We start from the raw sequence: 11,755 nt of genomic DNA on the forward strand, positions 1-11,755 counted from the left end.
TCTCATTTGCTTAGGGAGTTATCTATGAGTCTGGATATTGACCAGATTGTGGTTCATCAGTTGGTTAAACGTGATGAAGAAGATCTATCGCTTATTCTACGTGATTCTTTACTCGCCCCTAGCCACGAAGTGGCAACGATGTTGGAAGAGCTGCATCGTGTCTACAGCGCGAAAAATAAAGCCTATGGGCTGTTCAATGAAGAGAGCGAATTACAGGTCGCCCTGCGTGAATGTCGTCAGGGGCAGCAAGATTTTCTCGCGTTCACTCGTGCGGCCACCGGGCGGCTTCGTGATGAGCTAGGTAAATATCCGTTTGCAGAAGGCGGAATCGTACTCTTTGCTCAGTATCGCTATCTTGCGGTCGAATACTTATTAATCTCTGTATTAAACAGCCAAGCGAGTATGCGGGTAAACGAAGCCCTAGAGATTAGTACCACACATTATCTCGATATTAATCACGCCGATATCGTCGCGCGTATCGACCTTACCGAGTGGGAAACGCAGCCCGATTCTACCCGTTATCTAACATTTTTACGCGGACGCGTAGGACGTAAAGTCGCTGACTTCTTTATGGATTTTCTCGGGGCGAGCCAAGGCCTGGATACCAAAGCGCAAAATAGAACACTACTGCAAGCGGTGGACGATTACTGTGAGGAGGCGAGTCTCGATAAGCAGTCGCGCCAAGATTATCGTCAGCAGGTCCATCAATATTGTAGTGAGCAATTAAAGTCTGGTGATGAAATTACGATAAACGCGCTATCACAGCAACTGCCAGACGTAAATGATCAAAGTTTCGCGGGCTTTACTGAGCAACAGGGCTATGAGTTTGAAGAGAGTTTCCCAGCCGATCGCTCAACCTTACGTCAATTAACTAAGTTTTCGGGAAGCGGGGGCGGTCTTACGATGAATTTTGATGCATTACTGCTCAACGAGCGTATCTTCTGGGATCCCGCTACTGACACGTTGACGATCAAAGGCACTCCGCCGAATCTACGTGACCAGCTACAACGTCGCTTAAAAGAACAATAAAAAAACGCCGCGAGAGCGGCGTTTCTTATCGATCGTTTTCGGCAATTATGCGCGAACGAAGTCGATGTGGTGCAGTTTTGGCTTGAACGGGTGACGTTGAACAGCCTGAACCTTGACTTTAGTTTCTTTACCGTCGATGACTAGAGTCAGAACGTCTGTATAGAATTCTGGCTTAGTTTGCAGGTTGTTAACGAAATCGTGGTCTAAAACTACTGATACTGCAGCTTCATTTCCGCCATAAACGATGGCTGGGAATTTGTTAGCTAAACGCAGACGGCGGCTCGCACCCTTACCCTGCTCTGTACGTACTTGTGCTTCGATAGTAAACATAATTTTTCTCTTAGAGTAATTCCGCTACAGGCGACCCAGCAACAGAAGGTTTATTCGATGGCGCTTCATTACAATAAAGCGCGCGGCATTATAGCGGTTAAACGTAGGTAGGGCAAATGATCTAACCTGCCGCGTCCGCGCGCCTGTAGCGTCCCTGATAATCAAAGACTTTATGGCGGATCTTCCAAAAGTGTTTTTGATGGTGTGCCACCACAAAATCAGGGTGGCGTAACCGTGATTGCTGAGCGACGATATCTTCTGCCGATTGCCATACGAGCGGGATACCGGGTGCTCGGCTGTGTAAGTGAAGAAATTGTGTCGTAAAGATATGACGCTGCGCAGGGGAGCTTAGGCGAAACGTTTCGGGGATCTCGGCACCATCTTCGTCGACATAGGTAATGCGCAGCCACTCTCCTTTTTGATCGCGCCCGTGCTCCAGTACCATGCCTGAACAGCGCAATACTTTCGCATCACGCAGCTTAAGGGCTGCCTTTAACATGTCGTCAGGATCCACTAATACCGTATCGCACTGCTGACAGACTTTGGCGGCGATATCGTTTTCGGCGTTACACTGCGGACAAGACTTAAATCGAAAACGAAAATCACACTGCTCGGTTCGCCCTGACACCTCGACAAGCCCTTGGCAGCGTCGTCCGAAATGCTCGATGACGGTCCCATCGGCCAGTGTCTTTCCCCAAAATAGATTGGCGAACTGACACTGTGGACAGAACACCTGTACGGGTTGGTTATCGCTATCTCCCTGCGGGCTGCCGATTTCTGGTAGATAGAGATCATAATTATTACCTGCATAATCCAGGATAAGACAAGCCGTTTTCCCCGGATAGAGGCGCAAGCCGCGACCGATAATCTGCTGATAAAGACTTACTGATTCTGTCGGGCGTAAAATGGCAATAAGATCGACGTGGGGGGCATCAAAGCCCGTCGTCAGCACCGCGACATTGACTAAAAATTTAAGCTGCTGGGAGGTGAAACGCTGCAAGATATCATCGCGCTGTGCCCCGGGCGTTGCACCAGAGACTAATGCGCTATCGTGAGGAAGATAGCTCAAGATCTCTTCAGCATGACGTACCGTCGCCGCAAAAATCATTACGCCTCGGCAGTGCTCGGCGTGGCGAATGATTTCTGCGACGATAGAGGGGGTGACCCGTTTTTGCTGTGACAAGCTAAGATTGAGCGCCTTTTCAGGAAAAAGCCCCTGTTGAGTGGCGATCAGCGATGAGAAGTCGTAACGGACTATCGGCATATCAAGACGCTGCGGCTCCACTAAATAGCCATGTTTAATCATATAGCGTAGTGGTAGCTCATAAATACATTGATGAAATAGGGCGTCTTCATTGCCCCGCACCATACCGTGGTAATGGTGATGATAAATCCATCCTTTGCCAAGCCGAAAGGGGGTAGCCGTTAAGCCCAAGAGCCGTAACTGCGGGTTGCGCTGCGTTAAGTAGTCGAGAATTTGCTGGTATTGACTCTGGTCGTTATCCCCTATGCGGTGACACTCATCGACGATAACTAATGAGAAGGCCGCGTCGAATTTATCAAGGTGGCGAGCGACTGATTGTACACTACCGAAGACGACTTTTTTTTGACTCTCTTTTTGCGCCAGGCCGGCTGAAAATATATCTGCCTCTAGGCCCAGTGCGCGGTACTTGGCATGATTCTGACGGACTAATTCTTTAACATGCGCTAAGACTAACACACGGCCGCGCGCGATACGGGCAAGTTCTGCGATAACTAAGCTTTTCCCGGCACCTGTTGGCAGGACGATGACGCCAGGGCGCTGCTCTTGACGAAAATAGTGTACCGCCGCCTCGACGGCTTCCTGTTGATAGGGGCGTAGGGTAAAACTCATCGCTAATGAACTCGAATAGACGCAGGGTTACACACTGACAGTGGGTGTCGCTTCGAGGTATACTAGCACAACTTGATGTATAAACTCCGAATAGGCTTACAGATCCATGCGACTCGATAAATTTATCTCCCAACAACTCGAAATCAGCCGCGCCATCGCTGGCCGCGAAATTAGAGCACGTAACGTAACCGTTGATGGAGAAGTTGTGCGCGAAGCGGCATTCAAAGTTTTGCCAGAACACGAGGTTGCGCATGACGGTAACGTCCTGCTTCAACAGAACGGCCCGCGTTATTTCATGTTAAATAAGCCTGAGGGCTATGTCTGTGCGACAGAGGATGAGATTAACCCGACTATTCTCTACTTTATTGAGGAGCCGATGGCATGGAAACTTCATGCAGCAGGACGTCTCGACATTGACACGACGGGTTTAGTCTTGCTTACCGATGACGGTCAATGGTCGCACCGCATCACCTCCCCCCGTCATCATTGTGAGAAAACCTACCGCGTAACCCTCGCGGAGACGGTCGAGCCTGAGCTGGTCACGCGCTTTGCAGACGGCATTATGCTGCAGGGCGAAAGCGAACTCACTAAGGCCGCAGTTTTAGAAATACTTGACGATAAACAGGCGCGCGTTACGTTAAGCGAAGGCCGCTATCACCAAGTAAAAAGAATGTTTGCTGCGTGCGGAAATCACGTCGTGGCGTTGCATCGTGAAAGCGTAGGGGACATTGCGTTAGATGAGGCGCTAGAGCCAGGGGAATATCGGCCATTAACGGAAGCGGAAATATTAAGTATTAACCTACCGCCCGAATTACAAAAGCCTTTATCTTAAATAATAGATATAAAAAAACGCTGCGAAGGACAGCGTTTTTTTTTAGCGAACGTTTTTCAGACCTTATGAAAATTAACTGTGCGAGTTACTAAGAACTCTGCGTGCTTCGCGGTAGCGAGCCTTCCAATAATTGTCATTAAGGTTTGAGATCATAACTCCACTGCTTGTTGAAGCATGAACAAAATCATTATTACCGAGATAGATGCCTACGTGTCGTCCTGTCGATCCCGATCGGAACAAGACGAGGTCACCGGGACGAAGTTTACTTTTATTAATGTAACGTCCGGTATCTTGTTGATCAGCCGTTGAACGAGGCAGCGATAAGCCGAACTGTTCACGGAAAGTACGTTGTACAAATGCAGAACAATCTATACCACGGCGTGATTCACCACCCATACGGTAACGAACACCCTTCCAGCTTGCATATTGAGTCATAATTTTCGATTTAATATCGACATTATGAACCAGTTCTTCAAATTGATCCTGAGACGCTTGAAGTAAAAAACCATTCCGGTTGTTAACGTCATGTTTCTCTAAATTGGCTGTGGTAGTTGGGTGGCTACTACATGCACTTAGCAATGTTGCTAAGGCAATTGCTGGAACAGCCCGCCACAAATATCTCACAAATGGTTGAGACTTGACCATATTAAGTAGTTTCCTTCGATGTCCTTACGACAACAATGTCGTTCGCCAGTGAACAGTATAGAAGATTATCAAAGTTTACCAAGAAGACAATTTATGAATTATATCTAGATGTAAATGACTTTGACACTCTCTAAGGCTAGAGCCGGTTATGACAAGGGCTAAGCGTTTTTTGAGATTACCGTAGAAAATGTTAACTAGCGAGAGTTTTTAAGGATTTTTTTGATCTTAATAAAAAAACAACCTATTACGCTTATTTTTAGTAAGTTTGTTAACGAATAACCGGGGGTGTGGCCCCCGGAAAAGGCAAGAAATAGCGGCGTGAATTAATGGCGACCTGGGAGTTTACGATAAATCCACGCGATAATAGTATCGGTCAGTGGTGTTAACAAACACCAGCTAAGGCCAACTAATACGACAGAGAGTGATCCTACTGAGATATCGGTGAACCAATGTGCGCCAGCCATGACGCGGGGTAGGGCGAAAACACCGATAATAACCAGTCCAACGATAAAGGCTTTACGACCGAAATATCGGCCCATGAAGCAGGCATAAATCATTAGCATCATTCCATGATCGCCAGGGAAGCTGTCTGCGGAGGCGTCTTTAGTTTTGATACCGGTAAGTTGGCCGGCACGGTGCGCATCAGTAAAGTACAGGGACGGACTTTGATGGCTGACAGGGATGAGGTGCCCAAGCTGATTGAGAACGACTGCTGTTATCAGCATAGTGAGACCTAATGCCAGCATCCATCTGCGCCCATCACGATCTTTCTGCTGCCAGAAAGAATAGAAGTAGGCGGCCATCACTAAAAAGGAGACAACGTCGAAGCCCCGATAATTAGTTATCGCAACAAACACTGCAAAAGCCTGTGATTTCACCATTTCATTATTAAAACTGTAGAAAATAGATTTATCTAGTGAAAACCAAAAGCCGTGGTGCAGAGTCAGAAACCATGAAAAAAATAAACAAATCCCCAGGAGATTTAAGACGATGATGGCTGGGAAGTTAGATTGACGCATAAGTCATCTCCGGGGTGAATTAATCGGCTCGACTCATATAACGGCGTTCGGGAATATGCACACGAATTTTATCGCCGTTACTCAAATATTCAGGGACTTGGACCGTAAGTCCTGTTGTTAGCGTAGCGGCTTTCGTACGGGCGCTGGCGGAGGCGCCTTTGATACCGGGTACAGTATCGACAATAGTGAGGTCGACGGTTTGTGGTAATTCCAGAGCGAGGACTTGATCGTCCATGAGGAGAACTTGCATACCCGGTAGGCCATGTTCAGGAATAAAAAGCAGCTCTTCTTCTATTTGCTCGTGGTTGAAGCTATACGGGGTAAAGTCTTCATCATCCATGAATACATATTCATTACCATCAGTATAAGAAAAGCTTACCGCTCGACGGGCAAGCTGGATACTGTCGATGATGTCATCACCTTTAAAACGCTCTTCGACTTTTAAGCCGGTACGAATATCGGTAAAGCGCATTTTATAAAGTGTAGCGGCGCCACGAGCGCTGGGACTTTGGACATCAATATCTTTGACTAGCAGTAACTTTCCGTTCCAACTTACCGCCATACCACGTTTGATTTCATTTGCCTTTGGCATTGAAGACCTCAAAAAATTAAAGAGCGTTAGGAATGCGGGAAAAATACTCGCCCCTTTCCTTACACACAAGCAAAATAATGAATCATTCAATGTTTGAATCAATTTATGCAGGGTTGTTGAGGTAAAATTTATCTTATATAAGAGGAAAGGTGTTCTGTTACACTCAATTTCTCACTCTCACCAAGATAAGAAGCGTTTATGGAATGCCGTAGCCACTGTGGTGCCTGTTGTATCGCTCCGTCGATTTCCTCTCCAATCCCAGGGATGCCACAGGGCAAACCAGCAGGGGTGCGCTGTGTACAATTAGGTAACGATAACCACTGTCTGATTTTTACTTCTCCCCTACGGCCTGCTGTGTGCGGCGGTTTGCAGCCTCATCGCGAAATGTGTATGGACTCAAGAGAGGCAGCGCTGATTTACCTGTTAGACCTAGAAGCCGCGACGGCCCCGCACTAACTCGCTAAGCGAATTCAGAAAACACCGTATTTAAATTTTAAAACTGTGCAGTAACTCAAAAATATTAATTTAATTTTTTGATATAAAATGCCCTAATTTAGTTGCTGAAACGATTCAACCTATTGCGAGGATAATTATGTTCCAGCTCGAAGTTCAGGCAATTCATACCGGTGCCTCGGCCACTCATAAAGAAGAGGCTATTCGTCAGGTTGCCGCAGCGCTTACGACCGCTGGCAACGTCGGCGAGGGCTATGTAAACGGAATGTTAGCGCGCGAGCAGCAGACATCGACCTATCTTGGTAACGGTATTGCTATCCCTCATGGCACCACCGATACCCGCGATCTCGTGTTAAACACTGGCGTACAAGTCTTTCAATTTCCGCAGGGGATTGAATGGGGCGCGGATCAAGTTGCGTATGTCGTTATTGGTATTGCGGCAAAATCTGATGAGCATTTAGCATTACTGCGTCAATTAACTCACGTACTCAGTGACGATAGCATTGCTGAGACGATCAAAACGGCCTCGGCAGAGGATCTACGCGCCATCTTGATGGGGGAAAAGCAGCCCGCAGAATTTCGCTTTGACACTTCCTTGGTCACTCTCGACGTACAGGCCCGTGATCTCGTTACGTTACAAGCGCTAAACGCAGGGCGTTTACATGCTATTCATGCCGTATCCTCTCACTTTGTCGCACAGACTCTGGCTCAGCCACCGTTACATGTGGGACAAGGTATTTGGCTGCAAGATCAGGCAGAAGGCAATCTGTTCAGTGCGGTAGCAGTGAGTCGCCCGATCAGCCCATTTACCCTTGACTCAGGCGAGCAAGTGGCGTTGTTGATCACCTGCTCAACGGCAGACACACAACCCCTGACGGTCGTTAACTATCTGAATCACCTTATTGCTCAACAGCAGGTCTCTGCGTTATCAAGTGCTGATGCGGCGGGTGTGGTCGCGTTACTGACTAGCGAAGTCAGTCTCGGGGACGATACGCTAACGGAAGAGTTCGTAATTAAAAATGAGCATGGTCTGCATGCGCGGCCAGGGACTGCATTGGTCACCGTCATTAAACAGTTTGACTGTGATGTGAGTGTGGTGAACTTGGATGGTAGCGGTAAGCCGGCTAATGGCCGCAGCTTAATGAAAGTCGTCGCATTGGGCGTGAAAAAAGGCCACCGCCTACGCTTCACGACTTCAGGGCCGCAGGCCGCTGAGGCGATGCAAGCGATTGGCGAAGCCATCGCCAGTGGGCTGGGGGAGGGCGCAGAATGAGCCGCCGTGTCGCCACTATTAGTCTAAATCCGGCTTATGATCTGGTGGGGTTTACCCCGGAAATAGAGCGCGGTGAGGTTAACCTCGTCGAGACCACGGGGCTGCATGCCGCGGGTAAAGGCATTAATGTCGCTAAAGTCTTAAAAAACCTCGGCGTCGATGTCACGGTGGGCGGGTTGCTCGGCCATGAAAATAAAGACGGGTTTGAACAACTCTTTACCGAACTGGGACTCGACAACCGTTTCCAAGTTATCGAAGGCCGTACTCGTATTAACATTAAAGTCACCGAGTCAGGCGGCGACGTTACCGATTTAAACTTCTCGGGGTTTACGGTTAGCGAGGAAAACTGGCAGCAATTCAAACAAGACTCCCTCAGCTGGCTGGGACAGTTTGATATGGTTTGCGTCAGTGGCAGCTTACCGCAGGGCATCGCGCTCGCGGAGTTCACTGACTGGATGAAAGCGGTATGTCAGCAATGTCCATGTTTAGTCTTCGACAGCAGCCGCGCGGCGCTTGAGGCAGGACTACTTGCTGCACCATGGTTAGTGAAACCGAATCGTCGCGAACTAGAGATGTGGGCCGGACGAGCGTTGCCGGAATTACGCGACATTATCGCCGCGGCACAGCAATTACGCGAACAGGGGGTAAGCCACGTCGTGGTGTCGCTGGGAGCAGAAGGCGCGCTGTGGACTAATGCCTCCGGGTCTTGGATAGCAAAACCTCCAGCATGTGAAATTGTCAGTACGGTGGGAGCGGGTGATTCGATGGTTGGTGGCCTCATTTATGGCTTACTGATGGGAGAAACCAGCGAACACACCCTTCGGCTCGCGACCGCTGTTGCGGCCCTGGCGGTCAGTCAAAGCAATGTCGGCGTTACAGACCGTTCGGCCCTAGCGGCGATGATGACTCGTGTTGAATTACACCCCGTTACCGAACAGCAGTAGAGGAAAGTAAAATGAAAATAGCATTAATTACCGATGCCTCTTTGGGTTTAGCATCGGCACAGTTAGTCAAGCAAGCGTTTGATAAAGCCGTTGCAGAACAGCCTGACTACACGCTGTCCTCGGTTAGCGAGGCCGAAACAGTAGTGGTGGCGGGTGAACCAATGCTGGTCGCCGGTCAACTGGTCGGAAAGCAGGTAGCCCTCGTTGCCAGCCAAGCTATTCTGACGGATGCCAAGTCAGCGATCGAGCACGCGATAACAGCGGCGAGTCCTTGGCAAACTCCGGTTACGGCGACGACGAGTGCGCCAACTGCTTCATCTTCAGTGAAAAAAATTGTCGCAGTGACCGCCTGTCCAACGGGGGTTGCTCATACATTTATGGCTGCAGAAGCCATCGAAGCCGAGGCAAAAAAACGCGGCTGGCCGGTACGTGTTGAAACCCGTGGGTCAGTAGGCGCGGGCAATCCGATTACCGCTGAAGAAGTCGCAGAGGCGGATATCGTTTTTATCGCCGCGGACATCGAGGTGGATTTAGCGAAGTTTGCGGGTAAACCGATGTACCGAACCTCGACAGGGTTGGCCTTGAAAAAAACGGCGCAGGAGTTTGATAAAGCGTTAACAGAAGCTAAGCCTTATCAATCAGCGAGCAGCGCTAATCAGACCTCGGGTAATAACGGAGAGAAGAAAGAAAAATCGGGCGCTTATCGTCACTTGCTAACCGGCGTGTCATATATGTTACCGATGGTGGTCGCGGGCGGTTTATGTATCGCGCTCTCGTTTGCTTTCGGTATCAACGCTTTCAAAGAACAAGGCACCTTAGCCGCCGCACTGATGCAAATTGGTGGGACTACCGCGTTTGCATTAATGGTACCCGTATTAGCCGGGTATATCGCGTTTTCAATTGCCGATCGCCCAGGTTTAACGCCAGGATTAATTGGCGGGATGCTCGCCTCCACGCTCAGTGCTGGCTTCTTGGGCGGCATCATTGCTGGCTTTATCGCAGGGTATGCTGCGAAACTGATTAGCGGTAAATTGAAGCTACCGCAAAGTATGGAAGCGCTTAAACCTATCTTAATCATTCCTTTATTCGCCAGCTTAGTCACCGGCTTATTAATGATTTATGTCGTGGGCAAGCCGGTTGCTTTTATTATGGAGTCCTTGACTCACTGGTTGGGCACCATGGGCACCGCGAACGCCGTACTGCTTGGTGCTGTATTAGGTGCTATGCAATGTAGCGATATGGGTGGGCCAATCAATAAAGTGGCTTATGCCTTTGGGGTGGGTCTGCTGAGTTCGGCGACCTATGGCCCGATGGCTGCGATTATGGCGGCCGGTATGGTGCCTCCGCTCGCAATGGGTCTAGCTACCTTAGTTGCGCGTCGTAAATTTGCTAAAGCGCAACAAGAAGGCGGCAAGGCGGCTATCGTGCTTGGCCTCTGTTATATCACCGAAGGGGCAATACCCTTTGCCGCGCGGGATCCATTGCGTGTTCTGCCTTGCTGTATCGTCGGTGGCGCGCTGACTGGGGCAATCACTATGGCCATTGGGTCGAAGCTGATGGCACCCCATGGCGGTATCTTCGTCTTCTTGATCCCCGGCGCGATTACCCCTGTCCTCGGTTATATCGGCGCAATCGTAGCAGGAGCAGCTGTCGCAGGTATCGCTTATGCGATTATTAAACGTCCTGAGCCTATTGCTGCGTAATCGTTAAGCTTTCTATTGAAAAAGGCCGTTATCCTGAGGATAGCGGCCTTTTATTTTAGGGGCGAACACTGAGTCTTATTGCTGCGCTTTAAGCCACGCGATCTCTTCGGCCCAGATGTCCGGGTTGATGGTTTCAAGAATGAGCGGGATATTATCAAAGCGAGAGTCTTGCATGAGCCACGCAAAGGGAATGTGACCGATATTACCTTCACCCAGGCTATCGTGGCGATCGACGCGACTATTAAATTGGCTTTTGGCATCGTTTAGATGCATGCCGCGCAGGTAGTGGAAGCCGACGATACGCTCGAAAGCGGCGAAGGTTTTTTCGCAATCTTCTACCGTGCGCAAGTCATAGCCCGCAGCGAAGGCATGGCAGGTATCGATACAGACGCCGACTCGCGATTTATCCTCAACATGATGGATAATCTCTGCCAGATGCTCGAATTCAAACCCGAGGTTACTTCCTTGCCCGGCGGTGTTCTCAATCACTGCGGTAACGCCAGATGTCTTGTCCAACGCGATATTGATCGACTCCGCAATCCGTTTAAGGCAGTCCGACGTCGAAATCTGCTGCAGATGGCTACCTGGATGAAAGTTGAGCAAGCCTATCCCTAATGCCGCCGCGCGTTCGAGTTCATCGATAAAGGCTTCGCGCGACTTATCTAAAGCCTCTGCGACGGGATGACCGAGGTTAATGAGGTAACTGTCGTGCGGCAGAATTTGCTGTGGGCCAAACTGGTAGTCGCTGCAGGCTTGACGGAATTTATCGATCGTATCTTGAGGGAGAGGGGCGGCTTTCCACTGGCGCTGGTTTTTAGTAAAGAGTGCAAAAGCGGTTGCGCCAATTTCATGTGCCCGCGTTACTGCGTTAAATACACCGCCTGCAGCGCTGACATGAGCTCCAATATATTTCATCGTTGTTCCCTGACTGGTTGGGCCGAAATAGTGATTACGTAAATCATTAACTTGTTCACGATTCTATTATTAATCGGTAAAACTGGTAAACTGTTTACTTTGACGAGTTCTGTAAATATTCACCTTGAAGTGGGAGCAGAGACTTAC

12 protein-coding genes are annotated in these 11,755 nt (G+C 49.3%); 6 read left to right on the forward strand and 6 right to left on the reverse strand.

Annotated elements, in window-relative coordinates; all coding sequences use genetic code 11:
- Window positions 1–24 precede the first annotated feature (24 nt).
- Window positions 25–1,029: a nucleoid-associated protein YejK gene (yejK, locus tag HGT70_RS04860; RefSeq protein ID WP_071430743.1), complete on the forward strand. Its 1,005-nt coding sequence runs from the start codon at window positions 25–27 to the stop codon at window positions 1,027–1,029.
- 45 nt (window positions 1,030–1,074) lie between these two features.
- Here the strand turns inward: yejK and rplY are convergent, their stop codons facing one another.
- Both rplY and radD read right to left on the reverse strand, forming a co-directional pair.
- Entirely contained in the window at window positions 1,075–1,359 is a 285-nt protein-coding gene (rplY, locus tag HGT70_RS04865; protein WP_071430741.1) for a 50S ribosomal protein L25, read from the reverse strand.
- A gap of 121 nt (window positions 1,360–1,480) precedes the next feature.
- Complete coding sequence (gene radD / locus HGT70_RS04870; protein WP_071430739.1) at window positions 1,481–3,232, reverse strand: DNA repair helicase RadD; 1,752 nt, start codon at window positions 3,230–3,232, stop codon at window positions 1,481–1,483.
- A gap of 106 nt (window positions 3,233–3,338) precedes the next feature.
- Between radD and rsuA the strand changes: the two genes are divergently transcribed.
- Complete coding sequence (gene rsuA / locus HGT70_RS04875) at window positions 3,339–4,064, forward strand: 16S rRNA pseudouridine(516) synthase RsuA (RefSeq protein ID WP_071430736.1); 726 nt, start codon at window positions 3,339–3,341, stop codon at window positions 4,062–4,064.
- A 72-nt stretch (window positions 4,065–4,136) separates the two neighbouring features.
- On the opposite strand, the gene mepS is transcribed toward rsuA, so the two are convergent.
- The 3 genes from mepS to yeiP all read right to left on the reverse strand — a co-directional run bounded on the left by mepS (window position 4,137) and on the right by yeiP (window position 6,320).
- On the reverse strand, window positions 4,137–4,709 hold the full coding sequence (mepS, locus tag HGT70_RS04880; RefSeq protein ID WP_071430734.1) for a bifunctional murein DD-endopeptidase/murein LD-carboxypeptidase: 573 nt from the start codon (window positions 4,707–4,709) through the stop codon (window positions 4,137–4,139).
- A 323-nt stretch (window positions 4,710–5,032) separates the two neighbouring features.
- A complete protein-coding gene (locus HGT70_RS04885; protein WP_071430732.1) occupies window positions 5,033–5,728 on the reverse strand; it encodes a phosphatase PAP2 family protein in 696 nt (231 codons plus the stop codon).
- Window positions 5,729–5,747: 19 nt separating this feature from the next.
- Complete coding sequence (yeiP, locus tag HGT70_RS04890; protein WP_071430730.1) at window positions 5,748–6,320, reverse strand: elongation factor P-like protein YeiP; 573 nt, start codon at window positions 6,318–6,320, stop codon at window positions 5,748–5,750.
- A 198-nt stretch (window positions 6,321–6,518) separates the two neighbouring features.
- Between yeiP and HGT70_RS04895 the strand changes: the two genes are divergently transcribed.
- The 4 genes from HGT70_RS04895 to fruA all read left to right on the forward strand — a co-directional run bounded on the left by HGT70_RS04895 (window position 6,519) and on the right by fruA (window position 10,693).
- Window positions 6,519–6,776, forward strand: coding sequence for a YkgJ family cysteine cluster protein (locus HGT70_RS04895; protein WP_157725324.1), 258 nt, complete (start codon window positions 6,519–6,521; stop codon window positions 6,774–6,776).
- A gap of 136 nt (window positions 6,777–6,912) precedes the next feature.
- Window positions 6,913–8,046: a fused PTS fructose transporter subunit IIA/HPr protein gene (fruB, locus tag HGT70_RS04900; protein WP_214195082.1), complete on the forward strand. Its 1,134-nt coding sequence runs from the start codon at window positions 6,913–6,915 to the stop codon at window positions 8,044–8,046.
- The gene (gene fruK, locus HGT70_RS04905) at window positions 8,043–8,990 is read left to right on the forward strand and encodes a 1-phosphofructokinase (protein WP_214195083.1); all 948 of its coding nucleotides are present in this window, start codon (window positions 8,043–8,045) and stop codon (window positions 8,988–8,990) included. The genes fruB and fruK overlap by 4 nt, the downstream gene beginning before the upstream one ends.
- Before the next feature lie 11 nt (window positions 8,991–9,001).
- Window positions 9,002–10,693: a PTS fructose transporter subunit IIBC gene (gene fruA, locus HGT70_RS04910; RefSeq protein WP_214195084.1), complete on the forward strand. Its 1,692-nt coding sequence runs from the start codon at window positions 9,002–9,004 to the stop codon at window positions 10,691–10,693.
- A gap of 75 nt (window positions 10,694–10,768) precedes the next feature.
- Here fruA and nfo read toward each other — a convergent pair whose 3' ends face one another.
- Window positions 10,769–11,608: a deoxyribonuclease IV gene (nfo, locus tag HGT70_RS04915; RefSeq protein ID WP_071430722.1), complete on the reverse strand. Its 840-nt coding sequence runs from the start codon at window positions 11,606–11,608 to the stop codon at window positions 10,769–10,771.
- Window positions 11,609–11,755 lie beyond the last annotated feature (147 nt).

It is taken from the genome of Rosenbergiella collisarenosi, from assembly GCF_018494085.1.
Taxonomy (GTDB): domain Bacteria; phylum Pseudomonadota; class Gammaproteobacteria; order Enterobacterales; family Enterobacteriaceae; genus Rosenbergiella; species Rosenbergiella collisarenosi.

Coding starts and splice junctions, on each gene's coding strand:
- yejK (WP_071430743.1), top strand. CDS start 25: ATGAGTCTGGATATTGACCAGATTGTGGTTCATCAGTTGGTTAAACGT.
- rplY (WP_071430741.1), bottom strand. CDS start 1,359: ATGTTTACTATCGAAGCACAAGTACGTACAGAGCAGGGTAAGGGTGCG.
- radD (WP_071430739.1), bottom strand. CDS start 3,232: ATGAGTTTTACCCTACGCCCCTATCAACAGGAAGCCGTCGAGGCGGCG.
- rsuA (WP_071430736.1), top strand. CDS start 3,339: ATGCGACTCGATAAATTTATCTCCCAACAACTCGAAATCAGCCGCGCC.
- mepS (WP_071430734.1), bottom strand. CDS start 4,709: ATGGTCAAGTCTCAACCATTTGTGAGATATTTGTGGCGGGCTGTTCCA.
- HGT70_RS04885 (WP_071430732.1), bottom strand. CDS start 5,728: ATGCGTCAATCTAACTTCCCAGCCATCATCGTCTTAAATCTCCTGGGG.
- yeiP (WP_071430730.1), bottom strand. CDS start 6,320: ATGCCAAAGGCAAATGAAATCAAACGTGGTATGGCGGTAAGTTGGAAC.
- HGT70_RS04895 (WP_157725324.1), top strand. CDS start 6,519: ATGGAATGCCGTAGCCACTGTGGTGCCTGTTGTATCGCTCCGTCGATT.
- fruB (WP_214195082.1), top strand. CDS start 6,913: ATGTTCCAGCTCGAAGTTCAGGCAATTCATACCGGTGCCTCGGCCACT.
- fruK (WP_214195083.1), top strand. CDS start 8,043: ATGAGCCGCCGTGTCGCCACTATTAGTCTAAATCCGGCTTATGATCTG.
- fruA (WP_214195084.1), top strand. CDS start 9,002: ATGAAAATAGCATTAATTACCGATGCCTCTTTGGGTTTAGCATCGGCA.
- nfo (WP_071430722.1), bottom strand. CDS start 11,608: ATGAAATATATTGGAGCTCATGTCAGCGCTGCAGGCGGTGTATTTAAC.